At 73.8% G+C, this 24,060-nt stretch carries 22 protein-coding genes; 10 read left to right on the top strand and 12 right to left on the bottom strand.

The window, feature by feature from the left end; all coding sequences use genetic code 11:
- Positions 1–23: 23 nt before the first annotated feature.
- Together ACFCLZ_RS09910 and ACFCLZ_RS09905 are read right to left on the bottom strand one after the other, a co-directional pair.
- Positions 24–2,165, bottom strand: a complete 2,142-nt coding sequence (locus ACFCLZ_RS09910; RefSeq protein WP_380284449.1) for a DUF6571 family protein — start codon at positions 2,163–2,165, stop codon at positions 24–26.
- Between the two features lie 19 nt (positions 2,166–2,184).
- Positions 2,185–2,655: a hypothetical protein gene (locus ACFCLZ_RS09905; RefSeq protein WP_380284448.1), complete on the bottom strand. Its 471-nt coding sequence runs from the start codon at positions 2,653–2,655 to the stop codon at positions 2,185–2,187.
- Positions 2,656–2,935: 280 nt separating this feature from the next.
- Between ACFCLZ_RS09905 and ACFCLZ_RS09900 the strand changes: the two genes are divergently transcribed.
- The 4 genes from ACFCLZ_RS09900 to ACFCLZ_RS09885 are packed head-to-tail and all read left to right on the top strand — an operon-like array spanning position 2,936 to position 8,714.
- A complete protein-coding gene (locus ACFCLZ_RS09900) occupies positions 2,936–4,057 on the top strand; it encodes a CaiB/BaiF CoA transferase family protein (RefSeq protein ID WP_380286129.1) in 1,122 nt (373 codons plus the stop codon).
- Positions 4,058–4,084: 27 nt separating this feature from the next.
- A complete protein-coding gene (locus ACFCLZ_RS09895) occupies positions 4,085–5,227 on the top strand; it encodes an acyl-CoA dehydrogenase family protein (RefSeq protein ID WP_380284447.1) in 1,143 nt (380 codons plus the stop codon).
- A 54-nt stretch (positions 5,228–5,281) separates the two neighbouring features.
- Entirely contained in the window at positions 5,282–6,496 is a 1,215-nt protein-coding gene (locus ACFCLZ_RS09890; RefSeq protein WP_380284446.1) for an acetyl-CoA C-acetyltransferase, read from the top strand.
- A gap of 40 nt (positions 6,497–6,536) precedes the next feature.
- Positions 6,537–8,714, top strand: a complete 2,178-nt coding sequence (locus ACFCLZ_RS09885; RefSeq protein ID WP_380284445.1) for a 3-hydroxyacyl-CoA dehydrogenase NAD-binding domain-containing protein — start codon at positions 6,537–6,539, stop codon at positions 8,712–8,714.
- 57 nt (positions 8,715–8,771) lie between these two features.
- Here the strand turns inward: ACFCLZ_RS09885 and ACFCLZ_RS09880 are convergent, their stop codons facing one another.
- From ACFCLZ_RS09880 to ACFCLZ_RS09870, 3 genes are all read right to left on the bottom strand, one after another.
- A complete protein-coding gene (locus ACFCLZ_RS09880) occupies positions 8,772–9,506 on the bottom strand; it encodes a MerR family transcriptional regulator (RefSeq protein WP_380284444.1) in 735 nt (244 codons plus the stop codon).
- Between the two features lie 173 nt (positions 9,507–9,679).
- The gene (locus ACFCLZ_RS09875) at positions 9,680–10,729 is read right to left on the bottom strand and encodes an isopenicillin N synthase family dioxygenase (RefSeq protein ID WP_380284443.1); all 1,050 of its coding nucleotides are present in this window, start codon (positions 10,727–10,729) and stop codon (positions 9,680–9,682) included.
- A gap of 317 nt (positions 10,730–11,046) precedes the next feature.
- Positions 11,047–11,811: a MerR family transcriptional regulator gene (locus tag ACFCLZ_RS09870; protein ID WP_380284442.1), complete on the bottom strand. Its 765-nt coding sequence runs from the start codon at positions 11,809–11,811 to the stop codon at positions 11,047–11,049.
- Positions 11,812–11,951: 140 nt separating this feature from the next.
- Between ACFCLZ_RS09870 and ACFCLZ_RS09865 the strand changes: the two genes are divergently transcribed.
- Entirely contained in the window at positions 11,952–12,386 is a 435-nt protein-coding gene (locus ACFCLZ_RS09865; RefSeq protein WP_380284441.1) for an SgcJ/EcaC family oxidoreductase, read from the top strand.
- A gap of 7 nt (positions 12,387–12,393) precedes the next feature.
- Here ACFCLZ_RS09865 and ACFCLZ_RS09860 read toward each other — a convergent pair whose 3' ends face one another.
- From ACFCLZ_RS09860 to ACFCLZ_RS09850, 3 genes are all read right to left on the bottom strand, one after another.
- A complete protein-coding gene (locus ACFCLZ_RS09860) occupies positions 12,394–13,413 on the bottom strand; it encodes an acetamidase/formamidase family protein (RefSeq protein WP_380284440.1) in 1,020 nt (339 codons plus the stop codon).
- Positions 13,410–14,837, bottom strand: a complete 1,428-nt coding sequence (locus tag ACFCLZ_RS09855; RefSeq protein ID WP_380284439.1) for an APC family permease — start codon at positions 14,835–14,837, stop codon at positions 13,410–13,412. The genes ACFCLZ_RS09860 and ACFCLZ_RS09855 overlap by 4 nt, the downstream gene beginning before the upstream one ends.
- 128 nt (positions 14,838–14,965) lie before the next feature.
- Complete coding sequence (locus ACFCLZ_RS09850) at positions 14,966–16,081, bottom strand: ABC transporter substrate-binding protein (RefSeq protein ID WP_380284438.1); 1,116 nt, start codon at positions 16,079–16,081, stop codon at positions 14,966–14,968.
- A gap of 97 nt (positions 16,082–16,178) precedes the next feature.
- Between ACFCLZ_RS09850 and ACFCLZ_RS09845 the strand changes: the two genes are divergently transcribed.
- A complete protein-coding gene (locus ACFCLZ_RS09845; RefSeq protein WP_380284437.1) occupies positions 16,179–16,628 on the top strand; it encodes a MarR family winged helix-turn-helix transcriptional regulator in 450 nt (149 codons plus the stop codon).
- 456 nt (positions 16,629–17,084) lie between these two features.
- Positions 17,085–18,758, top strand: a complete 1,674-nt coding sequence (locus ACFCLZ_RS09840; RefSeq protein WP_380284436.1) for a trypsin-like serine protease — start codon at positions 17,085–17,087, stop codon at positions 18,756–18,758.
- Positions 18,759–18,815: 57 nt separating this feature from the next.
- On the opposite strand, the gene ACFCLZ_RS09835 is transcribed toward ACFCLZ_RS09840, so the two are convergent.
- On the bottom strand, positions 18,816–19,751 hold the full coding sequence (locus tag ACFCLZ_RS09835) for an oxygenase MpaB family protein (protein WP_380284435.1): 936 nt from the start codon (positions 19,749–19,751) through the stop codon (positions 18,816–18,818).
- A 164-nt stretch (positions 19,752–19,915) separates the two neighbouring features.
- Between ACFCLZ_RS09835 and ACFCLZ_RS09830 the strand changes: the two genes are divergently transcribed.
- Together ACFCLZ_RS09830 and ACFCLZ_RS09825 are read left to right on the top strand one after the other, a co-directional pair.
- Positions 19,916–20,317, top strand: a complete 402-nt coding sequence (locus tag ACFCLZ_RS09830; RefSeq protein ID WP_380284434.1) for a YciI family protein — start codon at positions 19,916–19,918, stop codon at positions 20,315–20,317.
- 128 nt (positions 20,318–20,445) lie between these two features.
- On the top strand, positions 20,446–21,279 hold the full coding sequence (locus ACFCLZ_RS09825; RefSeq protein WP_380284433.1) for a class I SAM-dependent methyltransferase: 834 nt from the start codon (positions 20,446–20,448) through the stop codon (positions 21,277–21,279).
- Between the two features lie 22 nt (positions 21,280–21,301).
- On the opposite strand, the gene ACFCLZ_RS09820 is transcribed toward ACFCLZ_RS09825, so the two are convergent.
- Positions 21,302–21,715, bottom strand: coding sequence for a DUF3224 domain-containing protein (locus ACFCLZ_RS09820; RefSeq protein WP_380284432.1), 414 nt, complete (start codon positions 21,713–21,715; stop codon positions 21,302–21,304).
- 116 nt (positions 21,716–21,831) lie between these two features.
- Between ACFCLZ_RS09820 and ACFCLZ_RS09815 the strand changes: the two genes are divergently transcribed.
- On the top strand, positions 21,832–22,821 hold the full coding sequence (locus tag ACFCLZ_RS09815) for a helix-turn-helix transcriptional regulator (RefSeq protein ID WP_380284431.1): 990 nt from the start codon (positions 21,832–21,834) through the stop codon (positions 22,819–22,821).
- Here the strand turns inward: ACFCLZ_RS09815 and ACFCLZ_RS09810 are convergent.
- Positions 22,812–23,429 (bottom strand): DinB family protein, encoded by a 618-nt coding sequence (locus ACFCLZ_RS09810; protein ID WP_380284430.1) that lies wholly within the window; start codon positions 23,427–23,429, stop codon positions 22,812–22,814. The two genes, ACFCLZ_RS09815 and ACFCLZ_RS09810, sit on opposite strands and share 10 nt — an antisense overlap.
- Before the next feature lie 66 nt (positions 23,430–23,495).
- Entirely contained in the window at positions 23,496–23,924 is a 429-nt protein-coding gene (locus tag ACFCLZ_RS09805; protein WP_380284429.1) for a carboxymuconolactone decarboxylase family protein, read from the bottom strand.
- Positions 23,925–24,060: the final 136 nt, after the last annotated feature.

Here is a 24,060-nt window from a genome sequence, read left to right as displayed (position 1 = left end):
GTGTTCCTTCGTCGGTTCGTTCATCAGTTCCGCCCGAGTGCCCGGCGGTACGCGTCGTCGACGCCGGTCTGGTAGCTCGCGTTGACATCGGTCAGCAGCGTGGTGGTGACGCCGCCGGTGGCGTTGACCTCCTTCGGCGGGATGCCGGCGGCCAGAGCGCGCTCCCGGATCATCGCCTTGAGCTGCTCGTCGCCCGCCCGGAAGGTGTCCGAGATCTGCTCGGTGGCCTTCAGGCTCTCGTCGTTGTTGAGGTTGTTGGCGTAGGCGGAGGTGCCGACGTCCACCAGCCGCTGGATCGTGTCGCCGACCACGGGTACGCCGGTGACCGGGGCGCCGAGTACGTGGTAGTCCATCTTGGCGTTCCAGTTGTTGCGGAAAATCGCGTCGTCCCGGTGGTCGGCGATGACGTCGGTGCGTACGCCGCTGAGCGTGCCCATCACCTCGCCGGCCTCGCGGGTGAACCCCTCGATCCGGTGGTTCGGCCGTCCGGTCTGGTCCGGCTGGAACGCCTCGGCCGGGTACTCGTTCAGCCGCCGGGCGACCTCCTGGCTCTCCGCGTAGTGGACGAGCTTGAACGCCTCGGGGTCCTCGGCCACACCGCGGATGGTGCGCAGCATCTGCTCCCGGCCGATGGTGAGCCCGCTGGTCTCCGAGGTGCCGCCGGTCTCCTTGCCGAGGATCTCGTAGGTGTCCGGGGCGTAGTCGGCGATCATCTCGCCGAGCGGGCGGCGCAGCGCGGCGGGCAGCTCGTTCTCGTGACCGGCCTTGTCGCCGCCGAAGTGGGTGATGGTCTCGGACATGATCCGCGCCATCGCCGCGTCGTGCGGGCGGGCCGGGGGCTGGTCGCCGTGCGGGTCGCGGCCGGTGGTGGCGGCCTGGAGGAGGTCGCCGAAGGCGCCGCGCGAGGTGTCCCGGGCGAGGGCGTCGATCTGCTGGTGCTCGTAGCCCTGGTTGGGCCACTTGCGGTCCTTGAGCAGGTAGTCGAGGTTCTTGTTGGCACCGGGGTCGAGGAACTCCTTGGACGCCTCCGGGTTGTGGCTCATCGCCTTCATCAGGCCGCGCATCGGGTCGCCCTGCTTCCCGGTGACGTTGCCGTACTCGGGCCCCCAGAGCTCCTCGCCCTTGAGCTTGCTGCCGCGCTCGTAGTCGACCAGGTCGTTGCCGACCTTCGTCAGGAACGGCTTGTCGAAGTCGCCCTTGGCGCTCATCAGCTCGGTGAGCGCCCGGTAGTTCTCGTTGTACCCGGCGGCCGACCCGCCCGGCTTGCGGGCGGCCCTGAGCAGCTCGTCCTCCCAGGCCTTGCCCATGCCGCCGTCCTTGGTGGCGGTGGCGAGCACCTGGCCGAGGTTGCCGTAGAGCTCCTGGTACTGCTGGGCGTTGTGGTCGCCCCGGGCGAGGTCGCCGTAGACCTTGGCGTAGTCGAGCAGGGCCTCGGGGCCGCTGTGGCCGCCGGCACTGAGGCTGTTGAGCAGGCCGGTGGAGAACTCCTTGGAGCCGGAGCCGGAGGCCATCAGGCTCTGCAACTGCTGGAGCTCGGTGTCGGAGAGGCTGCCGCCCTTGGCCAGCAGGTCGGCGGCGCGCTTGCCGTCGGCCGCGTCGCCGCCGCCGTAGGGCTTGGCGTTGAAGGCGGTGGTGCTGGTGCCGATGTCGGTCCGCAGGGCGACGGCGGCGCGCTGGTCGGCGGCGGTGGCCTGCTGCACGGCCTTGGTGAGCCGGGCGGATATCGCCTCGGCCTTGACCTTCATCTCGTCGTCGTACTTCTTGATCGCCGGGCCGGCGTCCGGGTCGTTGTGCGAGCCGGGCATCGGCGGCCAGCGGACCTCGCCGTCGCCGCCGACGGTCATGGTCTGGGTCTCGGCGTCGTGGATCGCGGTGTCGAGGTCCTTGCGGGCGGCGGTGAAGTCGGCGGCCGCGTCGCGGATGATCGCGGCGAGCGCCTTGGCGACGCCGGCGGCCTGGGTGACGTCGGTGTCGACGCCCTTGAGGGTGGCGCCCGCCTGGAGGGCGGCGGGCCCCTCCCAGCCGGCTCGCTGCGGGGTGCCGGTGAGGTCGCGGGCGACGCGCGAGTCGAGCCCGTCGAGGGCCGTGGCCATCGCGGTCCAGGCTTCGGCGGTCTCGGTGACGCCGGCGAAGTCGGCTTCGTGGAGTTCCTTGAAGGACACCATGGGGGTTGCTCCTCTCCGCTCAGCGGCCGGGCCGGCCGAACTGGCCGGCGGTGGACGTCTCGTTGGACTGGTAGGAGCGCTGGGTGGCGTCCAGGTTGTCGGCGGTGCCGGTCAGCTTGTCGTGCAGGGCCTTGCACTGCTGGAGCCAGCGCTCGGTGGAGCCGGTGAGCGCGCCGCCGAAGGCGAAGCCGCGGATCCTCCCGGCGGCGGTGGAGGCGTGCTCGGCGAGGTTGTTGCCGCCCTTGCCGTTGGCCTTGTCGAGGTCCGCGGCGATCTGGCGGGCGATGCCGGCCGAGGCGTTGAGCTCGTACGGGCGGTCGAGCCGGGTGGTGGTGCCGGACGGGTTCACGCCGGGGGAGGGGGACGGTACCGGTCCCGGTGCGGCGGCGGGCGTGCCCGCGGCGGGGGCCGGGGTCGGCCGGGGCGTGGGATTGGCGAACGGGGACGTACTGGGCGCGACCGGCCCGGTGGTGAACCCTGGGTAGACCATGTGCGGCTGCTCTTCCTTCCTCCGGATCCGACGGGAGGTCAGCAGCCCCCCGCCAGGGATGACGGTACCGGGAGGGTCTGTCGGTGTACCGACCCACCCTCCGTGGCCGCGGTCGCACGGTGCGCGTCAGGGGCGCCCGCGCCGAGGTGCGAAGGTCTTGTTACTGAACGGTCGCTTCCCTATCATCGCGAGTGTGACAGCTTTACTGTCAGACTTCGTCGACCCCGGAGGGGCAGTGGCGCCCAGACGTGACAGCGACGGGGGCGGGCGCGGCGGACCGCTGGCCGGCGTCCGTGTCGTCGAACTCGCCGGAATCGGCCCCGGGCCGTTCGCCGCGATGCTGCTGGGCGACCTCGGCGCCGACGTCGTCCGGGTCGACCGGCCCGAGCCCTCGCCGCTCGGCATCGACCCGGCCTACGACGTCGCGGGCCGCAACAAGCGCTCGGTGGTCGTCGACCTCAAGTCCCCCGGCGGGCCGGGCCTGGTGCTCGCCCTGGCCGCCCGTGCCGACCTGCTGATCGAGGGCTACCGGCCCGGCGTCGCCGAGCGCCTCGGCGTCGGGCCCGAGGCCTGTCTGGCCCGCAACCCCGCCCTGGTGTACGGGCGGATGACCGGCTGGGGCCAGGACGGACCGCTGGCCGCCCGGGCCGGGCACGACATCGGGTACACGGCGGTGTCGGGTGCGCTCGGCCTGGTCGCGCCGCTGGCCGCGGACGCCGCCGAGGGGCCGCCCGCGCTGCCCGCCAACCTGCTCGGCGACTACGCCGGCGGCTCGCTCTACCTGGTCGTCGGCCTGCTCGCGGCCCTCCACCACGCCCGCGCCACCGGCGCCGGCCAGGTCGTCGACGCCGCCATCGTCGACGGCGCGGCCCACCTCACCGCCGTCCTCCAGGGCCTGCTGGCCGGCGGGCAGTGGCAGGACCGGCGCGGGGCCAACCTGCTGGACGGCGGCGCGCCGTTCTACGCCGTCTACCCGGCCGCCGACGGCGGTCACCTCGCGGTGGGCGCCCTGGAGCCGCAGTTCTACGCCGAGTTCGCCCGGCTGCTGGAGCTCGGCCCGGACGCGCCCGGCCAGTGGGAGACCGCCCGCTGGCCCGAACTGCGCGCCCGGATCGCCGCGCGCTTCGCCGAGCGCCCCCGCGCCGCGTGGGAGGCCGTCTTCGCGGGATCCGACGCCTGCGTGGAACCGGTGCTGACGATGCGTCAGGCGCACGCCCATCCGCACCTGGCGGACCGGGCGACGTACGTGGAGGTGGACGGCGTCACCCAGCCGGCCCCCGCCCCGCGGTTCTCCGCCACCCCCGGCGCGCTGCGCCGCCCGCCCGCCCGGCCGGGCGCCGACGCCGCCGGGGTCGCCGCCGACTGGGGCGTGCCCGGGCTCACCGCGCCGCCGACCGCCTGAACCCCCCACCCCGCCAAGGAGAATGCCGTGCAACGCGACCTCTTCGCCGAGGAGCACGAGGACTTCCGGAGCGCCGTCCGGGCCTACCTCGCCAAGGAGGTGCTGCCGCACTACGACCGCTGGGAGAAGGCCGGCATCGTCGACCGCGAGGCCTGGCCGGCCGCCGGCCGGCAGGGCCTGCTCGGCCTCGCCGTCCCCGAGGAGTACGGGGGCGGGGGCACCGCCGACTTCCGCTACGCCGCCGTGCTGGCCGAGGAGTTCGCCCGGGCCGGCGCCTTTGGCCTGGCGCTCGGCCTGCACAACGACATCATCGGCCCCTACCTCACCTCGCTCGCCACCGAGGAGCAGAAGCGCCGCTGGCTGCCCGGCTTCTGCACCGGCGAGCTGATCACCGCCATCGCGATGACCGAGCCCGGTACCGGCTCCGACCTCCAGGGCATCCGCACCCGGGCGGTGGACCGGGGCGACCACTTCCTGCTCAACGGCGCCAAGACCTTCATCTCCAACGGCATCCTCGCCGACCTGGTGGTCGTGGTCGCCCGCACCACCCCCGAGGGCGGCGCGCACGGCCTGAGCCTGCTGGTCGTCGAGCGCGGCATGCCCGGCTTCGAGCGCGGCCGCAACCTCGACAAGATCGGCCAGAAGGCCCAGGACACCGCCGAGTTGTTCTTCCAGGACGTCCGCGTCCCGAAGGAGAACCTGCTCGGCGAGCCGAACCAGGGCTTCCTGTACCTGATGCGCAACCTCGCCCAGGAGCGGCTCACCATCGCCGCGTCCGCGATCGCCGGGGCCGAGCACCTGGTCGAGATCACCACCGCCTACGTCAAGCAGCGCGAGGCGTTCGGCCGGCCGCTGGCCAAGCTCCAGCACGTCCGCTTCGAGATCGCCGAACTGGCCACCGAGTGCGCCGTCACCCGGGCGTTCGTCGACCGCTGCATCACCGAGCACAACCGCCGCGCGCTCACCCCGGCGGACGCCTCGATGGCCAAGTGGTGGGCCACCGAGCTGCAGAAGCGCACCGCCGACCGCTGCCTCCAACTCCACGGCGGCTACGGCTACATGGCCGAGTACCCGGTGGCCCGGGCGTTCACCGACGGCCGCATCCAGACCATCTACGGCGGCACCACCGAGATCATGAAGGAGATCGTGGGCCGCTCCCTCCTCGACTGATCCCCGGCACCCGATCCCAGGCGTCCGACCCCCTGCCCCGAAAGGCTCCCCACCGTGACCACCGAAGCGTACGTCTACGACGCGATCCGCACCCCGCGCGGCCGGGGCAAGGCCACCGGCTCGCTGCACGGCACCAAGCCGATCGACCTGGTCGTCGGCCTGATCCACGAGATCCGCCGCCGTTTCCCCGAGTTGGACCCGGCGGCGATCGACGACATCGTGCTCGGCGTGGTCAGCCCGGTCGGCGACCAGGGCTCCGACATCGCCCGGATCGCCGCCATCGCCGCCGGCCTGCCCGACACGGTCGCCGGCGTCCAGGAGAACCGCTTCTGCGCCTCCGGCCTGGAGGCCGTCAACCTGGCCGCCGCCAAGGTCCGCTCCGGCTGGGAGGACCTCGTCCTGGCCGGCGGGGTCGAGTCGATGTCCCGGGTGAAGATGGCCTCCGACGGCGGCGCCTGGTTCGCGGACCCGATGACGGCCTACGAGACCAACTTCGTGCCGCAGGGCATCGGCGCCGACCTCATCGCCACCATCGAGGGCTTCTCCCGCACCGACGTCGACGCCTTCGCCGCCGAGTCCCAGGCCCGCGCCGCCAAGGCCCAGGCCGACGGCCTGTTCGACCGCTCGGTCGTGCCGGTCCGCGACCGCAGCGGCCTGGTGGTGCTGGAGCGCGACGAGTTCATCCGCCCCGGCACCACCGTCGAGACGCTCGCCGGGCTCAAGCCCTCCTTCGCCGCCATCGGCGAGGCCGGCGGCTTCGACGCGGTCGCCCTGCAGAAGTACCACTGGGTGGAGGCCATCGACCACGTCCACCACGCCGGCAACTCCTCCGGCATCGTCGACGGCGCCGCCCTGGTCGCCATCGGCAACCGCGAGGTCGGCGAGCGCTACGGGCTGCGGCCGCGCGCCCGGATCGTCTCCGCCGCCGTCTCCGGCTCCGAGCCGACCATCATGCTCACCGGTCCCGCGCCCGCCACCCGCAAGGCGCTCGCCAGGGCCGGGCTGACCGCCGCCGACATCGACCTGGTCGAGATCAACGAGGCCTTCGCCGCCGTCGCCCTGCGCTTCGTCCGCGAGATGGGCTTCTCCCCGGAGCAGGTGAACGTCAACGGCGGCGCGATCGCCCTCGGCCACCCGCTGGGCGCCACCGGCGCGATGCTGATCGGTACCCTCGTCGACGAGTTGGAGCGGCGCGACCTGCGCTACGGCCTGGCCACCCTCTGCGTGGGCGGCGGGATGGGCATCGCCACCGTCGTCGAGCGCGTCTGACCCCCGTCCTCCTCCTCACCTCCTCCGGAGAGCCGAACCCATGAGCGACACCACCACCATCCGCTGGGAGCAGGACCAGGACGGCGTGGTCACCCTCGTCCTCGACGACCCCACCCAGTCCGTCAACACCATGAACGAGGCCTTCACCGCCGACTTCGAGGCCGTCGTCGCCCGGCTGGCCGGCCTCGCCGCCGACGGCGGGCTGCGCGGCGTGGTCGTCACCTCCGCCAAGAGGACCTTCTTCGCCGGTGGCGACCTGCGGATGCTCTCCGCCGCCCGCCCCGAGGACGCCGCCGCCGTCTTCGAGAAGTCGATGCGGATCAAGCGCGCCCTGCGCACCCTGGAGACGCTCGGCAGGCCGGTCGTCGCCGCGGTCAACGGCAGCGCGCTCGGCGGCGGGCTGGAGCTGGCCCTCGCCTGTCACCACCGGATCGCGCTGGACACCCCCGCGAGCCGGATCGGCCTGCCCGAGGTCACCCTCGGCCTGCTCCCCGGCGGCGGCGGGATCGTCCGCACCGTCCGGCTGTTCGGCATCACCGACGCGCTGCTGAAGTTCCTGCTGGAGGGCCGCCAGTACCGCCCGGCGCAGGCCCTCGAACACGGTCTGGTGCACGAACTCGTGGACACCCCCGAGGAGTTGTCCGCCCGGGCGCGGGCCTGGATCGAGGCGAACCCGGCGCCCGTCCAGCCCTGGGACGTCAAGGGGTACAGGATCCCCGGCGGCACCCCCAGCACCCCGGCCTTCGCCGCCAACCTGCCCGCCTTCCCCGCCAACCTGCGCAAGCAGCTGGCCGGCGCCCCCTATCCGGCGCCGCGCAACGTGCTCGCGGCCGCCGTCGAGAGCGCCCAGGTGGACGTCGACACCGCGATGGTGATCGAGGCCCGCTACTTCACCGAGCTGGCCTGCGGGCAGACCGGCACGAACATGATCCAGGCGCTGTTCTTCGACCTCCAGGCGGTCAACTCCGGTGCCGGACGGCCCGCTTCGGTGGAGAAGCGGACGGTGCGCAAGGTCGCCGTGCTCGGCGCGGGCATGATGGGCGCCGGCATCGCCCACGCCTGCGCCAAGGCCGGCATCGAGGTGCTGCTCAAGGACGTCACCATCGAGGCCGCCGAGCGCGGAAAGGCCTACTCCGAGGGCCTGTTGGCGAAGGCGGTGGCGCGCGGGCGCAGCACCGGGGCGCAGCGCGACGAGCTGCTCGCCCGGATCACCCCCACCGCCGAGGCCGCCGACCTGGCCGGCTGCGACGCGGTGATCGAGGCGGTCTTCGAGAACCCCGAGCTGAAGCACAAGGTGTTCCAGGAGATCGAGGGCGTCGTCGCGCCCGACGCCCTGCTCTGCTCCAACACCTCCACCCTGCCGATCGGCCTGCTCGCCGAGGGCGTGCGGCGCACCGCCGACTTCATCGGGCTGCACTTCTTCTCGCCGGTCGACAGGATGCGGCTGGTGGAGATCATCCGCGGCCCGCAGACCGGGGACGAGGCGCTGGCCCGCGCCTTCGACCTGGTCCGGCAGATCGGTCGGACCCCGATCGTGGTCAACGACTCGCGCGGCTTCTTCACCTCGCGGGTGATCGGCCAGTTCGTCAACGAGGGCGTCGCGATGATCGGCGAGGGCGTCGAGCCGGCCAGCGTCGAGCAGGCCGCCGCCCAGGCCGGCTACCCGGCCAAGGTGCTCTCGCTGCTCGACGAGCTGACCCTCACCCTGCCGCGCAGGATCCGCGACGAGTACCGGCGCGCCGTCGAGGAGGCCGGCGGCGAGTGGACCGCCCACCCGGCGGACGCGGTGGTGGACCGGATGGTCGACGAGTTCGGCCGCACCGGCCGCAGCGGCGGCGCCGGCTTCTACGAGTACGACGAGAACGGCGTGCGCGGCCGCCTCTGGCCGGGCCTGCGCGAGCACTTCACGCGCGCGGAGGTCTCCGTCCCGTTCGAGGACCTCAAGGAGCGGATGCTGTTCAGCGAGGCCCTGGACTCGGTGCGCTGCCTGGAGGAGGGCGTGCTCACCTCGGTCGCGGACGCCAACGTCGGCTCCATCCTCGGCATCGGCTTCCCGGCCTGGACCGGCGGCGTCCTGCAGTACATCAACGGCTACCCGGGCGGCCCGGCCGGCTTCGCGGCGCGCGCCCGCGAGCTCGCCGCCGCGTACGGGGAGCGGTTCGCGCCGCCCGCGCTGCTGGAGCGCATCGCCGCGGAGGGCCGCACCTTCACCGACTGATCCCGCCGGTCCCGCGCGTCCTGCTGGTCCTTCTGTCCCGCTGGTCCCGCGCGTCCCTCACCCGGGCGGGGCGGCCCGTCGCTCCTCCGCGGCCGCCTCGCCCAGCTCCTCCCGCAACGACCGCTGGAACGCGCTCACCAGCGCCTGCGCCACCATCGGCTGGATGTGGTCGGTGAGCGCCTTCATCCGCTCCACGTCGTCCGGCGCGGGCTCGCTCTCCCGGTACGGCTTCCACACCGTCTCCCGGAACAGCCGGTGCAGCTCCCGCGCCGTCGCCCGACTGTGCTCCACCACCACCGCGCGCGCCGCCAGCAGCGTCTCCAGCGGGATCGGCACGTCCAGGATCCGCACGCCCAGCGGCAGCAGCCCCGGGTCCACCCGGAACACCTCCGGGTCCGCCGTCCGCTCCAGCGCCCCCATCGCGGCCAGCCGGTCCACCTGCTCCTCGGACAGCCGCCGCCCGGCCCGCCGCTCCACCTCCTCCCGGCCCGCCTCCTTTGGCACCTCCGGCGTCCACGACGCCACCAGCGCCCGGTGGATCGCCAGGTCCAGCGGCGTGGAGTCCCGCGGCAGCCGGGCCAGGTACCGCTCGACGGCGGCCAGCGTCAGTCCCTGCCGCTGCAGCTCCTCGATCAGCCCCAGCCGGTCCAGGTGCTCCGCCCCGTACCACCCCACCCGGCGGGCCCCGAGCACCGGCGGCGGCAGCAGCCCCTTCGTCCCGTAGAACCGCACCGTCCGCACCGTCACCCCCGCCCGCGCCGCCAACTCGTCCACCGTCAGCCGCACCTCCACCCCCGCCTCCCTGTCCGTGGCACCGTCGCTGTGACACCAGCAGTGTGACACCACTGTTCCACCGGGTCCACGCCCCGGACGCGGCCCGGGCCCGCGCTCCGGCGGGGAGCACGGGCCCGGTGCGGGGCGCGGCGTGTGGCGTCTGGGGTTTGGGGTGTGGGGTGGGGCGGTGCTCAGGCGGCGAGGTCGGGGTGGTGGCGGCGGGTGACCTCGGGGTGGGCCCGCGTGTAGCCCTTCCACTCGTTCATTCCGAAATCGGCGTAGAGCGGGTTGGCCGGGTCCTGGGTGGCGCCGGGGGCGTGGTGGGCGAGCGGGAAGTCCAGCGGCTCGATGTGGGCGTCGAGGCGCGGGTTGTAGAAGAACGGGACGGAGAAGCGCTCGCGGGCGCCGGGCGGGCTGACCACGCGGTGGCTGGTGGCCTTGAGGTAGCCGTCGGTGGCGACCTCCAGCAGCTCGCCGAGGTTGACCACGAAGGCGCCCTCCAGCGGCGGGACGTCCAGGAAGGTGCCGTCCGGGCGCTCCACCTGGAGGCCGCCGACGGTGTCCTGGAGGAGCAGCGTGATGAAGCCGTAGTCCTTGTGCGCGCCGACGCCCTGGGCGGCTCCGTCGGGAGCGGTGCCCGGGTAGCGGACCAGCTTGAGCCGCAGGTGCGGGTGGCCGGCGAAGGCGGGGTCGTAGAAGTCGGGGCGGGCGCCGATCGCGGCGAGGAGTTCGTGCAGCAGCGTGCGGGCGACCGCGCCGAGCCGGTCGATCCAGGCCAGGGCGGCGGTCCGCAGCTCCGGGAGCGCGGCCGGCCACTGGTTGGGGCCCTCCAGCCACCAGTACGGGGGCTCGCCGGGGGCGGGCACGTGCGGGGGCAGCTCGGCGCCGATGTCGAGCTGGTCGCGCCAGTCCCGGCTGCCGCCGGTGCGCTCGTCGCCGGTGCGGGTGTAGCCGCGGTAGTGCGGGGAGTGCAGGTTGGCGACGGCGAGGCGGTCGGCCTCGGGGAGGGCGAAGAAGGCCCGCATGGCGTCGGTCAGGGCGGTGGTCTCGGCCGGCGTGACGCCGTGGCCGACCAGCTGGAAGAAGCCGACGCGGGTGGCCGCGGTGCGGAGCCCGTCGTGCAGGCGGGTGCGGTCCGCCGGGCTGCCGCCGGCGAGCGAGAGGTCGATCACCGGAAGGGCGTCGAGGGGAGTCTCGGCGTGGGCCTCGACGGGGTTGACGGGGTGGTCCTGCTGCGTCATGGGTGACATCCGCTGGGTCTCGTCCCGGCCGGCTCCGGTGGTGACCGGGAACACCGGGGACGCGCCTGGTGCGGCGGCAGTGCCCGGGGCCGGGAGGGGGGACGCGGCCGCTGCGGGCCGCGCTGAGGGTGAAGGGGTACGAGGTTCAGCCGGAGCGTCGACAGGACATGCTGGTCACGCGGAGCAGGTCCACGTGGCGGCGGCGAACGAGAAGAGTCACCCCACCAGACTAGATCACCCGTTCGGGTGGGCGCGGAGGCGGGCGCGAGCGGGTCCCGTCCACCCGCTCGCGCCCGCCCGGCCCCCGGCGGGGCCGCTCAGGAGGGCAGCGCCGCCGCGTACGCCTCGATCGCGTCCCGCTGGTACTCGGCCAGCCCGGGGGCGATCGACTCGTACGCCGCCCGCCACGGCTCGTTCTCCACGCAGGCCTGCCCCATCGCCCGGAAGTCCGCCGGCGAGACCGGCTGGATGGAGGTGAGCGCCCGGTACTGCGCGGCGATCTCGGCCTGCACCGCCTCGGCGTCGACCGGCAGGCCGGCGGCCATCAGCTCGGCGAGCCGGATCATCAGCGCGGTGCGCTCGCGCTGGCCCGCCTCGACCTCCTCCGGGCTCAGCTCCGCCGTGGCCCGCCGGGTGGCCTCGGCCAGCTCGGGGAACGCGCTCACGCCCTCGTCGTAGTCGGCCGCCCGGATCCCCTCGAAGAGGTTCTCGGGCCGGTTGATCGCGGTCATGGTCGTACCGTCCTTCCTGGATCGCTCCAGATCGGTGATCGTGCGGGCGACCGTGGCGGCCAGCTCCTCGAGGCGGTCGCGCTCGGCGAGCAGCCGGCGGTGGTGGCCGCGCAGCGCCTCCAGCTCGTCCACCCGGGTGGCCAGGACGCGGCCGATCTCGGACAGCCCCAGGCCGAGCGCCCGCAGCACGAGGATCTGCTGGAGCCGCAGCAGCTCCGGTTCCTCGTAGTAGCGGTGGCCGTTGGCGCCGATCCGGGCGGGCGGCAGCAGCGCGATCTCGTCGTAGTGCCGCAGCGTCCGGGCCGTCACCCCGGACATCCGGGCGACCTCGGCGATCGGCCAGCCAGCCATTCCGCTCTCCCTCACGTCTCTCGCCGGGCCGGTCCGTCCGGCCCTGGTCAGGACGGTAGAGGCTGCCGTTGCGGCAGCTTCAAGCCCCGAGGGCGTCCGGGCTTGACCTCAAGTCGGCTTGAGATTCCATCATGGCCGTCATGAACGCCATCACGAACGCTCTCATGAACGCCGGTTCCGCCGAGGCCGAGATCGCCGCCATCCGGCAGGTGGTCGCCACCGTCCAGCACGCGCAGGTCAACGAGCTCGTCGAGGAGTTCGTCGGCCTCTTCCGGGCGGACGCGATCTGGACCACCGGCCACGGCAAGCTCCTGCGCGGCCGCGACGAGATCGCCGCGTTCACCCGCACGGTGCTGCCCGGGGCCTTCGCGGAGAGCGGCCACACGGCCACCTACGAGGTGGTGCACGTGATCTTCATCCGGCCCGACGTCGCCGCCGTCAAGGTGCGCCAGCGCTACCTCGACGGCGACGGCGGGCAGATCGGGGAGGAGGGCAGCCCGCTGTACGTCATGGCCAAGGAGGGTGGCCGGTGGCTGCTCACCGCCAATCAGAACACCGTTGTGCAGGGAACCTGACCGCTCTTCAACGGCCGCGCAGGTAGGTGGCGGCGGTCTCCCGGAGCCGGTCGTGCAGGCCGTCGTACGCCCGGGTGCGGCCCAGCAGGGACTTGGGCAGCTTGGCGGCCATCGTGTAGTTGGTGTCGCACACGTTGGCCGCCGGGGCCAGGCCGGCCTGGCTGACCAGCTGGTAGGCGTCCAGCACGTCCAGGCCGAGCAACTCCCCGCTCCAGCACACGAGGTCGTGCTGGCTGATCCGGAAGGCGTCCTCCAGCGGCCGGGCCGAACCGGTGGAGATCAGGTACCGGTCGTTCTCCAGCCGGGGCCAGGCCGGCCCGCCGCCCTTGATCAGGTCGACCACCACCGTGGTGCGCATCGCCGTCTCGACCGCCGTCCCGCACACCTCGCCCTCGCCCTGGCGGGCGTGGCCGTCGCCGATGGCGAGCAGTCCGCCGGGCACGTTGACGCCGAAGTAGGCGGTGGTGCCGGCCCGCATCTCGGGGGTGTCGAGGTTGCCGCCGTGCGCGCCCGGGGTGATCGACAGCAGGGTCTCGCCGCCGGCCGGGGCGACGCCGACCGTGCCGTGCATCGGGTCCAGCGGGAGTTCGGCGGTGAAGTCGCTGTTGCGGGCCCGGAAGCGGCAGACGCCGGCCGCCGTGTCCAGCTCGTAGACCCAGACCCGCTCCTCCAGCGGGGCGTGCAGCATCGCCGTGGTGTGGGTGGCGGTGAGCGCGCCGAAGTGCGGGAAGGTGCTGGAGACGCCCCAGTCGCGGGCCGGGGTGATCTCCACGAAGTGCACGGCCAGGGTGTCGCCGGGCTCGGCGCCGGCCACCGCGATCGGCCCGGTGACGGGGTTGAGGTAGGGGAACGCGCAGACCGCGCTCGGCAGGTCGGCGAAGCCGCGGACCCGGCCGCCGAAGCAGTCCTCGGTGGTCAGCTCGACCACCGTGCCGGGCCGGACGGTCACCAGCGGGGCGCGTCCGCCGAAGGTGTAGGCGTAGTCGTCGGGGGTGGGGGAGAGGGTGACGACGTCGGGCAGGTTCACTGGTTCTCCTTGCGGGGGGAGGAGTCGGGGGTCGCGTCGGCGGACACCGCCGCCAGGTTCGGGCGGCGGCCGGACAGCAGCAGCCCGGTCAGGACGAGCCCGCCGATCGCCAGCCAGACGAAGCCGAGCCGCTGGGCGGCGATGTCGGCGTTGATCACCACGTACGCGAGGATCGCGAAGCCGAGGGCCGGGGCGATGAGGTGACGCCACCAGTCGCGGCTGCGGCGGCGGAACACGTAGTGCACCACGACGGACACGTGCAGGACGAGGAAGGTGGTCAGCGCGCCGAAGTTGACCAGCGTGGACAGCAGCGTGATGCCGTCCTCGCGCGAGGCGGTGTAGAGGCCGAGGACGAGCGAGACGCCGGCCGTCAGCAGGGTCGCGTTGACCGGGACGCGGTGGCGCGGGTGGACCTTGGCGAGGAAGGCGGGCAGCTGGCGGTCGCGGGCCATCGCGAACAGCAGCCGCGAGGTGGCCGCCTGGGCCACCAGGGAGTTGGCGAAGCCCCAGGCCACGGCGGTCGCGGCGGCGGTGACGGTGGCCAGCCAGCCGCCGGCGGCGACGCGCGCCGCGTCGTAGAAGGCGGTGCCGTCCGGGTCGCCGTCGGCGATCAGCGCGGCGGGGTCCGGGACGAGCAGCGAGGCGATCCAGGTCTGCACGATGAACAGCGAGCCGGCCAGCAGCAGCGCGGCGATCATCGACCGGCCGATGGCCTTGGTGGAGTCCCGGTTCTCCTCGGAGAGGGTGGAGATGCCGTCGAAGCCGAGGAAGCTCAGCACCGCCACCGACACCGCGCCGAACACCAGGCTCCAGGAGAAGGTCTGCGAGTTGTAGACCGGGGTGAAGTCGAAGCCGCGGCCCTTGCCGGAGGCCAGCGCCGCCACGCCGAAGCCGATGAACACCACCAGCACGACGAGTTCGCCGATCAGCATGGCCTTGTTGACCTTGGACGTCATCTCGACGCCCAGGTAGTTGACCGCGGTGTTGAGCAGCACGAAGCCGACCAGCCACAGCCACACCGGCACCGCCGGCACCAGTGAGTTCATCGCCACGCCGGCGATCAGGTAGAGCAGGCCGGGGACGAGCACGTAGTCCAGCAGGATCATCCAGCCGGACAGGAAGCCGACCGGCGCCGCGATGCCGCGTCCGGCGTAGGTGTACACCGAGCCGGCCATCGGGAAGGCCCGGGACATCTGCGCGTAGGAGAGGGCGGTGAACATCATCGCCACCATCCCGAGCGCGTAGGCGAGGGCGACCATGCCGCCCGAGCCCTGGAAGACGCTGCCGAAGATGCCGAAGGGGGCGATCGGCACCATGAAGACCAGGCCGTAGACCAGCAGGTCGGTGAACCGCAGCGAGCGGCGCAGCTCCTGTTGGTAGCCGTAGCTCTCGATGCCGGCGGGGGAGGCGGGTGCTTCGGACATGTGGGGGGCTCTCTTCCGTGACGACCCGAGGCGGGGCGACCCGAGGTGGTGGGGGAGACCCTAGAGCCAGTTATTTCCAAATGGAAGGGTTTCGCCGCAGGTGGCTGCCTGTGTCGGCGTCGGTACGGTCAGGGCAGGACGGTGAAGCCCAGTCCCTCCGCCCGCGCCAGGTGCACCCCGTCGCGGGCCGGCCCCAGCGGCGCCCGCGACCAGGCCCGCCGCACCGCCGCGCCGTCCCCGCGCAGCAGCCGCGCCGCCGCCCGCCCCAGCCCGCCGTCCGCGACCAGTTCCCCGCGCGCCGCCAGCGCCGCCAGCAGGTGCAGCCCGTCGTACAACCCGACCGCGTAGGCGTCCAGCACCGGCGCGTACGGCCCGAACACCGCCCGGTGCTGCTCCGCCAGCCGCACCCGCCGTTCCTCGGCCAGGGACGCGAACGACGGCATCGCGGCGTACAGCGTGCCGGTGCCGTCCCCGCCGTACGCCAGCAGGCTGTTCTCCTCCAGCGCGCCGGACAGCCGCACCAGCCGGCGGTCCAGGCCGCTGCGGCGCAGCGCCCGGTTGAACCGCACCAGGTCGGCGCCGATCAGGCTCAGCAGCACCGCGTCCGCCCGCTGCGCGCGCAGCGCGTCCAGCAGCGGTTCCAGCGCCCGCTCCGCCGCCCCGAACGGCAGGTGCCGCTCCAGCACCACCCGCGCCCCGGCCCGGGCCACCGCCTCCCCGGCCGCCCGGTGCACCGCGTACGGCCAGATGTAGTCGTTGCCGACCAGCGCCCACCGGCGCAGCCGGTGCCGCGCGGTGAGCCGCTCCACCACCCCGTTCAGCTGCCGTGCCGGGTCCGCCCCGGTGCAGAACACGCCCGGCAGCCGGTCGCCGCCCTCGTGCGGCGGCGTGTACACGTACGCCGTCCGCCCGGTGGTGACCGCCTCCACGGCCCGGTGCACATCGCTGGAGTGGCAGCCGGCCACCGCGTCCACCGCCCCGGCGTCCAGCAGCAGTGCCACCTCCCGCGCCACCGTCGCCGGGGCGCCGCCGCCGTCCACCAGCACCAGCTCCAGCGGCAGCCCGCGCACCCCGCCGCCCGCGTTCACCTCGTGCGCGGCCAGCAGCGCTCCGTCCAGCGCCGACGGCCCGGTCAGGCCGAGCGGCCCGGACTGCGGCACGACCAGGCCCACCCGCAGCGCCGGCGCCTCCCGGGGGAGGTACCGCGCGTCGAGCGGCTCCAGCAGCTTCACCTCGGCGCTCATCGCTTGCGAGTATCGTCATGGCAGCCGATCCGGCCAAACGAGGACAGGACGACCGGGCCGGCGACCGGGACCGGCGACGGGGAAAAGAGACACGGCCATGACACCAGCAGCCACCACCCCCGCGACCACCCCCGCCGCCGTCGCCACCGACCAGCCCCTGCTGATCGAGCTCCTCACCATCGCCCAGCGCCGCCTCGCCCGCGACCTCGCCGCCCGCCTGGAGGCCGAGGGCTGCACCCTGGACCAGTGGCGCGTCATGCGCGCCCTCACCGAGGGAGCCGGCCGCTCGATGGGCGAGCTCGCCCAGGCGCTGCTGATCCCGCAGGCCAGCCTCAGCCGGATCGTCGACGCCCTCGCCGAGGCCGGCTGGGTCTACCGCCGCCAGGACGAGCAGGACCGCCGCCGCATCACCGCGCACCTCTCCCGGCTCGGCCTCACCCGCCTCGCCCGGCTCGACGCCCTCGCCGCCGCCCATGACGCCGCCGTCCGCACCGCCTGCGGCAGTCACGACCCCGGCCCGCTGCTGCGCCACCTCACCGGGGCGTAGCTCCTCCCCGCCCGGGAACGCCGAAGGCCCGCCACCGGTACGCCCGGTGGCGGGCCTTCATCGTCGATCTGCCGTACGTACCCGTACGATCGACGAATAAACAGGCGGGGTGGGGGATTGGCGAGAAATTGTCCGGTGGCTTGAATTTGCCCCCGAATCACGCCGCCCGATTCGGTGGATGGCGGTGTCAACCGGTTCAAATCGTACACTTCCTGACGGATCATCGGGGTGTACGAAGTTTTTGTCCGCAGCCCCTCGGAAACGGCCCCGTGCTGGTGGTATCAATGTGACTGGTCGGTCCACGGTGGCAATCGGGGGAGATGTGTGGTCGACCCCTGCTCGGGTGCGATGGCGCTCTGTCGGGGCGATTCCCCCTGTCCTTCTGCATTGCCGGGCTGTCTGCTGCCAATTCCTGGACGAATGAATTCGCTCCACCATGCAGAAGAGGAGAAGGAAATGTCCACGGCTCGTCGCCGTTCCGCCCGCCTGCTCGGGTCGCTGACCGCGGCCGCGGCGATCGGTACGCTCGTCAACCTCTCGGCCGCCCCGGCCGGTGCCGTGACCGGAACCCCGTCCGCCGACGGCTCGTACGCGTACACCGCGCGGATCGCCATCGGTGACAACCTCCGCTCCTGCACCGGAGCCCTCGTCGACCGGAGCTGGATCGTCACGGCGGCGTCCTGCTTCACCGACGACCCCGCCCAGCCGGGGACCGTGGTGGCCGGCGCCCCGAAGTGGCGCACCACCGTCACCGTCGGCCGCACCGACCTGACCGCCACCGGCCAGGGCGTGACCACCGAGGTCAGCGAGCTGCTGCCGGAGCCCGGCAGGACGCGTGACCTGGTCCTGGCGCGGCTGGCCACCCCGGTGGACGGCATCGCCCCGGTCAAGGTCGCCTCGACCGCGCCGACCGCCGGCCAGCAGCTCCGGGTGCCCGGCTACGGCCGCACCAAGACCGAGTGGTCCCCGCTCCGGCTCCACAGCGGCGTCTTCAAGGTCGACGCGGTGCGCCCCACCGCCCTGGACACCACCGGCATCGACGGCGCCTCGGTCTGCAAGGGCGACACCGGCGCGCCGGTGCTCCGCGAGACGAGCGGCGGCGCGGCCGAGCTGGTCGCCGTCGCCTCCCGCTCCTGGCAGGGCGGCTGCTTCGGCAGCACCGAGACCCGCACCGGCACCGTGGACGCCCGGGTCGACGACCTGGCCGGCTGGATCGAGCAGGTCCGGCTGTCCACGCCCGGCTGGAAGACCCGGGCGCTGGTCCGGGGCGGCGCCAACCTGTACCAGGCGACCGGCCTCCAGGACGGCAGCTGGACCTCCTACGAGGACGTCCAGGCCAAGGCCGGCAACATCGGCGGCGTGCGCACCTCGGCGGTGGCCGGCATCAACGGCGAGACGCACGTCCTCGCGCAGGGCGGCAACGGCCACCTGTACCACACCATCCGCAGCGCGAACGGCACCTGGGCCGGCTTCGGCGACCTCAACACCGGTGTCGGGGACCTGGGCGGGATCACCCGGGTGGCGGCCGCGTCGATCGGCGCCGACCTGCACGTCCTCGTCCTCGCCGACGGGCAGCTGTTCCACACCGTCCGCAACGCGGCCGGCAGTTGGGCGGGCTTCGGCCGGGTCTTCGACGCCACCGGCCCGCTGAACGGCATCACCTCGCTCGCCGTCGCGAGCACCGCGGGCGACCTCCAGATCGCCGCCGTCTCGGGCGGGAAGGTCTACCACACCGTGCGCCTCGCCGACGGCAACTGGGGCGCCTGGGGCTCCGTCGAGGCGGCGGCCGGTGCCACCGCCCCGGTCACCTCCGTCGCGCTGGCCCGCCAGGGCGACGCCGTCAACCTCGCAGCCGTCACCGACAACGGCGCCGTGCAGCACACGATCCGCTTCGTGGACGGCACCTGGCAGCCCTTCCGCTCGCTGGGCGGCGTCCTCGGCCAGGTCACCGCGACCGGGATCAGCGCCGCCGGCGTCGACGCCGACGTCCGCTTCGCCGTCGACACCGCCGACAACCGGGTGCTGACCACCACGCGCTCCGCCACCGGCGGATGGAGCGTCCCGCAGGCCCTCGCCACCGACTCCCTGCCGGGCAGCCACGCGGGCACGGCTGTCGCCGGCACGCTGTAGGCACCACCTCGGCGGGCGGCGGACGGGATCTCGCTCCCGTCCGCCGCCCGACGCATGTCAGCCGCCGTGTTCGGCGCCGTCCCCGGCCGCCGGGGCGTGCGGGAACGGGCAGCCTCCCGGGGAGGAGCCGGTGGCGCCCTTCTCCTCGAAGGTCCCCAGGTCGCCGATCCGATAGCCGTACGGATACCCGGGGTAGCTGCGCACCTGCCACCCGTCCCGGCCCAGGTGCGGCCTGCGGCGCGGCGGCAGCAGCCGCACGAAGCGCCCGCGCAGCCGCATCCCCGCCCGGACGGCGCGGCGCAGCGCGGCCGGCGGGGCCGGGTAGCCGAAGGCCTCGCGCAGCGGGTCGTCGAGCAGGCAGACCGAGGAGATCCGCATCGACGGCCGCACCGGCGCCGGGTACCAGGAGGCCATCAGGCCGAGCGTGGCGTCGGAGACCGCCCGGCTGCCCGGGTCGAAGGCGAAGTGCTCGCGCTCGTAGTCGTCGAGCAGCCGCTCGAACTCCTCGTACGTCTCCGGGATGCCGCTCAGGCCCATGTGCCGGCCCAGCTCGCGGTAGTAGTTGACCGCCGCCCGGATCTCGTGCGGGGACAGACGGCGCCAGCCGTAGTCGTCCAGCCAGCGCTTGGGCGTCACCACGAAGGTGGCGAGCACGTACCGGAAGTCGTCGTTCGTGATGGCGTACCGGCGGTGCATCTGGTTCATCCGGCGGATCGCCTCGCGCCCCCGCGAGGAGTCGAAGCCGTGCTCGATCACCGCCTCCAGGATCAGCACGGTGTCGTCGTACCGCTTCTGGGTGCGCCCGGTGAACTCGCCGGTCCGCGCGAGCAGTCGGCCGATGCTGGGGACGGCGTAGGTGCGGTAGAGCGCGAAGCCGAGCGACTGGGTGTAGTCCCAGGGGAACTCGTACCAGCTGCTGATCCGGTAGATCTCGGTGAACTCGGTCTCCGGGTCCATGCGCTGAATCTTCTTCAGCCAGTCGTATCGCTGCACGGATCCCGACCCTAGGTGCCGCTCAGGGCCCGGTCAACGGCGTCGCTCCGGGGTCCGCCGGGGGAACCGCGGACGTCCCCGGCCGGAATTTCCGCCGGGATGCCGAGAACACCCGGCGTGCTCCGACCTCCTGTGAGAGCCTGCGGTCGACGAAGGAGTGAACGATGAAGTACATGCTGCTGATGCAGTTCAGTGAGAAGGACGTCGACTTCCCGAAGGTCGAGGAGTGGCCGGGCGAGGACATCCGGGTCCACGTCCAGTACATGCGGGACCTCAACGTCGAACTCGCCGGCACCGGTGAACTCGTCGACGCCCAGGGCCTGGACGCGCCGGCGACCGCCCGGATCGTCCGCGGGGGCGGTGACGGCGCGCCGGTGGTCTCCGACGGTCCGTTCGGGGAGACCAAGGAGTGGGTGGCCGGCTGGTGGATCGTCGACTGCGACGGCGAGTCGCGCGCGGTCGAGATCGCGGCCAAGGTCTCCGCCGCCCCCGGACCGGAGGGCAGGCCGCTCGAGATGCCGGTCGAGGTGCGCCGCATCATGTCCGAGCCGCCCGTCGAGGTCTGAGCGCGCCCGCTGAGGTCTGAGCGCGCCCGGCCCGTGGTCCGCGGCCTGCGGCGGATCCGTCCGCCGCAGGCCGTCCGCCCACAGCGATCGGCCGACTGCGCCGGGACCGGGTGGGCAGGTATCCGGCCATGACCACCACCTCCCCCCTTCCCGCCCGCCCGGACTTCTCCGGCGAGGTCGCCGCCCACTACGCCGAGTACCGCCGCGGCTATCCGCCGGCCGTCCTCGACGCCCTGGTCCGCACCTTCGGCCTGGACGCCCACCCCGGCATCGGCGATCTCGCCCTCGACCTCGGCTGCGGCACCGGCCAGCTCGCCCTGCCGCTCGCCGCCCACGTGCGGACCGTCATCGGCCTGGACCCGGAGCCGGACATGCTCGGCCTGGCCCGGGCCGCCGCCGACCGCGTGGGCGTGCGCAACGCCCTGTGGCTGCTGGGCACCGACGCGGACGTCCCCGCCCTCGCGGCCCTGCTGCCCGGCGACTGCCCGTTCGGCGTCACCGTGATCGGCAACGCCCTGCACTGGATGCGTCCCGACGAGCTGTTCCGCGCCCTGCGCCCGCGCACCCGCGCCGGCGGCGGGGTCGCGGTGATCGCCAACGGCGCGCCGGTCTGGGCCCAGGACACCGACTGGTCGCGCGCCCTGCGCGGCGCGCTGGAGGAGCACTTCGGCCGCCCGATCACCGCCTCCTGCGGCACCGGCGCCGCCGAACGCGAGGGCTACGCCGCCGCGTTGACGGCCGCCGGTTACACGGACGTGCGGGAGACGGTGATCGCGTACGAGGACGCCCTGACCCCCGATCAGCTCCTGGGCGCCGTCTACTCCGCCATCCCCGCCCCGGAGCTCCCCTCCCACGCCGAGCGGCCGGCCTTCGCCGCCCGCCTGCGCGCCGCCCTCCCCGCCCCGCCCGCCGCCGGCTACCCGGAGCACGTCCGGGTCTCCCTCCTCACCGGCCTGGCGTAGGCCCCGCGCCCCCGGCCCGGGCTCAGCCGAGCTCGTAGGAGAAGGTGTACGGGACGGGGGACTCGCCGGGGTGGTAGCGGTAGCTGCCGGTGCCGCGCAGGCCGGCGAGGTCGCCGGTGGCGGTGCCGGGGACCACCTCGAAGGCGCAGCGGATGGTGCCGTCCTCCTCGAAGGTGCCGCGCTCCTCCACGGTGAAGCCGCCGGTGCGGCCGTCCAGCCGGCCGGTGAGCTGCTGCAGGCCGGTGAAGCCGCCGGTCTTCTCGGTGGCGTAGACGAGGACGTACTCGCAGACGGTCGCCGCCGCCTCGATGCCGCCGGTGAAGGTGTTGACGACGGAGGCCCGGGCCAGCCGGGGCAGGGTCTGCGCCGGGCCGATCGCGGTCTCGGTCCAGTCGGCGTAGCCGAAGCCGCCGGTGACGGTGGTGGAAGCGCTCATGGTCGTCCTCTGGGTGGAGCTCGGGGCGGCGTACGGCGGGTGTGCCGTGCGCTCGGTGACCACCCTGGTGCCGGTACCTGACACCTTCTGTCAGGTACGGGCGGCAGAATGGGGACATGCGCGCCGACCGGCTCCTCGCCCTGCTGCTCCTGCTCCAGAACCGCGGCCGGATGACCGCGGGCGAACTCGCCGCCGAGCTGGAGGTCTCGGTCCGCACGGTCTACCGGGACGTCGAGGCGCTGGCCGCGTCCGGCGTCCCGGTGACCGCCGACCGGGGGCCCGAGGGCGGCTACCGGCTGATGGACGGCTACCGCACCCGGCTCACCGGGCTCACCGGTGCCGAGGCCGACGCGCTGTTCCTCACCGGCGCCCCCGGACCGGCCCGCGACCTCGGGCTCGGCGCCGTGCTGACCACCGCCCAGCTCAAGCTCCAGGCCGCGCTGCCCGCCGAACTCGCCGACCGCACCCGCCGGATCCAGGACCGCTTCCACCTCGACGCCCCGGCCTGGTTCCGCGACGCCGACCCGGTCGCCCACCTGGCGCCGGTCGCCCGGGCGGTCTGGGAGCAGCGGGTGCTGCGCGTCCACTACCGCCGCTGGCGCGGCGAGGTGCACCGGGAGCTGCACCCGCTGGGCCTCGTGCTCAAGGGGGGCATCTGGTACCTGGTCGCGGGTGCGGCGGGTGCGGCGGGTGCCGGTTCCGCCGAGCCGGCCGCCCGCACCTACCGGGTCTCCCGGCTGCTCGCCGTCGAGGTCGCCAAGGAGACCTTCGAGCGCCCCGCCGGCTTCGACCTGGCCGCCCACTGGGCCGAGGCCGCCCGCCGGCTGACCGCCGCCCTCCACCAGCAGACCGCCCGGCTGCGGGTCTCCCCGCAGGTCCGCAGGCTGCTGCCGATGCAGTTCGGCGCCGCCGGCGCCCGGGCCCTGACCACCGCGGGTCCGCCCGACGCCGGGGGCTGGGTGGAGGTCGACCTCGCCGTCGAGAGCACGGCGGTGGCCGTCGGGGACCTCCTGCGGCTGGGCCCGGAGGCCGTGGTGCTCGGCCCGCCCGGCCTGCGCGAGGCCGTCGCGGCCGCGGCCACCGCCGTCGCCCGTCACTACGCCTGAGCCGGCTGCACCCCGGCGGCTTCCCGGGCGGCGCGTTCGACCCGGGCCCGGTGCCCGGCCCACCAGGCCTCGTCGCCGGGGGCGGTGTTCTCCCCGTCCCGCCGCTGGCCGGTCGCGCCGTCGACGAGTTCGCGGACGATGTCGGCGTGCCCGGCGTGCCGCTGGGTCTCGGCGGTCATGTGGACGAGGCCGTGGTGCAGCGTCACCTCGGCGCGCCGGCCCCACGGCACCCGGCCGACCGCGTCCAGCGCCAGCGCGGCGATCGTCGCGTCGGCGTGCGCGCAGGCCGCGCGGTACCCGTCGACGATCTGCTCCCGGCTCTCCTCCGGGGTCGCCCAGAAGTCGGAGTTCGGCTCGGCGGCCCCGGTGATCCACGGCCGGGGCGCCTCGAACGGCCGCCCGAAGGCCTCCCCGAAGTACAGGGCTTCCGCCGCCGTCGCGTGCTTGACCAGCCCGAGCAGATTGGTCCCGGTCGGCGTCAGCGGCCGGCGGATGTCGTACTCCGAGAGCCCTTCGAGCTTCCACAGCAGGGCGTCCCGGGCGTCCTGCAGATAGGTGAGCAGGTCCTTCTTGAACGTCGCGAACGTCTCGCGTGCCTCTTCGGTCATGGCGGTCAGTCTGCCGCCGCCCCTCCCGTCCCTCACCACCTTTCCCGGCCCGGGAGTCCGCCGGGGTCAGTGCTCGCCGACGGGCAGCAGGCCGCGCTCGCCGAAGACCCTCCTGGCGACGAAGGTGGCGTTCAGGGCCTTGGGGAAGCCGCAGTACGCGGCGGAGTGCAGCAGCGCCTCGGTGATCTCGGTGGGGGTGAGGCCGACGTTGAGGGCGGCATTGAGGTGGACCTCCAGCTGCGGCTCGCAGCCGCCGAGCGCGGTGAGCATGCCCAGGGTGACCAACTGCCGGTCGCGCGGTGGGAGTCCGGGTCGGCTGTAGATCTCGCCGAAGCCCCAGGCGACGATCTGGTGGGCGAGTTCGGGGTGGATGTCGGCGAGTCCCTCGACCACCCGCCGCCCGGCCTCGCCGTCGACGGAGGTGAGGACGGCCATCCCCCGCTCGAACCGCTCCTCGCGGGTGCCGGCGGCGTCGTCGTTCCTGCTCGTGTGCATGGGAGGTGCTCCGTTTCCCTGGTCGTGCGTGTCCCTGGTCGTACGTGGTGCGTCGTCCCGTCGAAGCTACGAGTTGGAGTCCACTCGAAGTCAAACCTCCCACCGCGGCCGCGCCGCCGCCGCTCCACCGGGGCCG

This window comes from Kitasatospora purpeofusca (genome assembly GCF_042691725.1).
Lineage (GTDB): Bacteria > Actinomycetota > Actinomycetes > Streptomycetales > Streptomycetaceae > Kitasatospora > Kitasatospora purpeofusca_B.
This window is presented reverse-complemented; position numbering and strand designations above follow the sequence as displayed.

What these genes read in the sequence shown, in the direction of transcription:
- ACFCLZ_RS09845 (WP_380284437.1), top strand. Translation starts at nt 16,179, where the DNA reads ATGACACCAGCAGCCACCACCCCCGCGACCACCCCCGCCGCCGTCGCC.
- ACFCLZ_RS09805 (WP_380284429.1), bottom strand. Translation starts at nt 23,924, where the DNA reads ATGCACACGAGCAGGAACGACGACGCCGCCGGCACCCGCGAGGAGCGG.
- ACFCLZ_RS09850 (WP_380284438.1), bottom strand. Translation starts at nt 16,081, where the DNA reads ATGAGCGCCGAGGTGAAGCTGCTGGAGCCGCTCGACGCGCGGTACCTC.
- ACFCLZ_RS09810 (WP_380284430.1), bottom strand. Translation starts at nt 23,429, where the DNA reads ATGACCGAAGAGGCACGCGAGACGTTCGCGACGTTCAAGAAGGACCTG.
- ACFCLZ_RS09830 (WP_380284434.1), top strand. Translation starts at nt 19,916, where the DNA reads ATGAAGTACATGCTGCTGATGCAGTTCAGTGAGAAGGACGTCGACTTC.
- ACFCLZ_RS09870 (WP_380284442.1), bottom strand. Translation starts at nt 11,811, where the DNA reads ATGGCTGGCTGGCCGATCGCCGAGGTCGCCCGGATGTCCGGGGTGACG.
- ACFCLZ_RS09875 (WP_380284443.1), bottom strand. Translation starts at nt 10,729, where the DNA reads ATGACGCAGCAGGACCACCCCGTCAACCCCGTCGAGGCCCACGCCGAG.
- ACFCLZ_RS09910 (WP_380284449.1), bottom strand. Translation starts at nt 2,165, where the DNA reads ATGGTGTCCTTCAAGGAACTCCACGAAGCCGACTTCGCCGGCGTCACC.
- ACFCLZ_RS09885 (WP_380284445.1), top strand. Translation starts at nt 6,537, where the DNA reads ATGAGCGACACCACCACCATCCGCTGGGAGCAGGACCAGGACGGCGTG.
- ACFCLZ_RS09840 (WP_380284436.1), top strand. Translation starts at nt 17,085, where the DNA reads ATGTCCACGGCTCGTCGCCGTTCCGCCCGCCTGCTCGGGTCGCTGACC.
- ACFCLZ_RS09815 (WP_380284431.1), top strand. Translation starts at nt 21,832, where the DNA reads ATGCGCGCCGACCGGCTCCTCGCCCTGCTGCTCCTGCTCCAGAACCGC.
- ACFCLZ_RS09825 (WP_380284433.1), top strand. Translation starts at nt 20,446, where the DNA reads ATGACCACCACCTCCCCCCTTCCCGCCCGCCCGGACTTCTCCGGCGAG.
- ACFCLZ_RS09865 (WP_380284441.1), top strand. Translation starts at nt 11,952, where the DNA reads ATGAACGCCATCACGAACGCTCTCATGAACGCCGGTTCCGCCGAGGCC.
- ACFCLZ_RS09905 (WP_380284448.1), bottom strand. Translation starts at nt 2,655, where the DNA reads ATGGTCTACCCAGGGTTCACCACCGGGCCGGTCGCGCCCAGTACGTCC.
- ACFCLZ_RS09820 (WP_380284432.1), bottom strand. Translation starts at nt 21,715, where the DNA reads ATGAGCGCTTCCACCACCGTCACCGGCGGCTTCGGCTACGCCGACTGG.
- ACFCLZ_RS09855 (WP_380284439.1), bottom strand. Translation starts at nt 14,837, where the DNA reads ATGTCCGAAGCACCCGCCTCCCCCGCCGGCATCGAGAGCTACGGCTAC.